At 72.3% G+C, this 624-nt stretch carries 1 protein-coding gene; it reads left to right on the forward strand.

The window, feature by feature from the left end:
- Positions 1 to 43: 43 nt before the first annotated feature.
- The coding region (locus tag AC1D12_RS34840) for a hypothetical protein (RefSeq protein ID WP_477845603.1) at positions 44 to 624 on the forward strand (581 nt) is incomplete at its 3' end.

The raw sequence follows: 624 nt of genomic DNA on the forward strand, positions 1-624 counted from the left end.
CGCCGGTTGCGGGCCGGCCCAATCCAACGAAGGCGGCAACGGCATGATCTTCGGCCTGTTCAAGAGCAAGCTGACGTCGACCGTCAGCCCGCAGCTGGGCGCATCGCTGGTGCGCGAATCAGCCTGGCCCGCCTCGCTGCCGGCGGCCCCGGCGGCGGCGTACCCGCAGGTGCGCAACGTCAGCATCGACGGCGGACTGCCGCCGGCCGGCACGCTCGCGGCCGCGCGCGCGGAGCACCCGGCGGCCGAGGCCTTCGTGATCGACGGCCTGGCCGTCGTCAACACCTACGAGCCCGAGCGCCGCACCCAGCTGTGGCAGCTCGATGCCCGCGATGCGCGCCGCTTCGACAAGCAGCGCGGCGCCGCGTTCGATCCGGCGCAGGCCAAGTGGCTGATGTACAGCGCCGAGACGGTGCTCGCGCTGCCGGGCCGGCAGGTGCTGATCCAGCTGAAGTACCACCGCCCGCAGGCCACCGACGGCCTGTTCATCTACGACGCCGAGGCCGACCGCGTGCGCAGCTTCGGCAACGTCGAGCCCGACTGGTCGCGCGGCCTGCCCTTCCGGTTCATCGACAGCCTGCAACTGCGCCCCGACGCGCTGCTGGTGCGCTACCAGACCGAGAA

This window comes from Rhizobacter sp. P1_G5 (assembly GCF_056405435.1).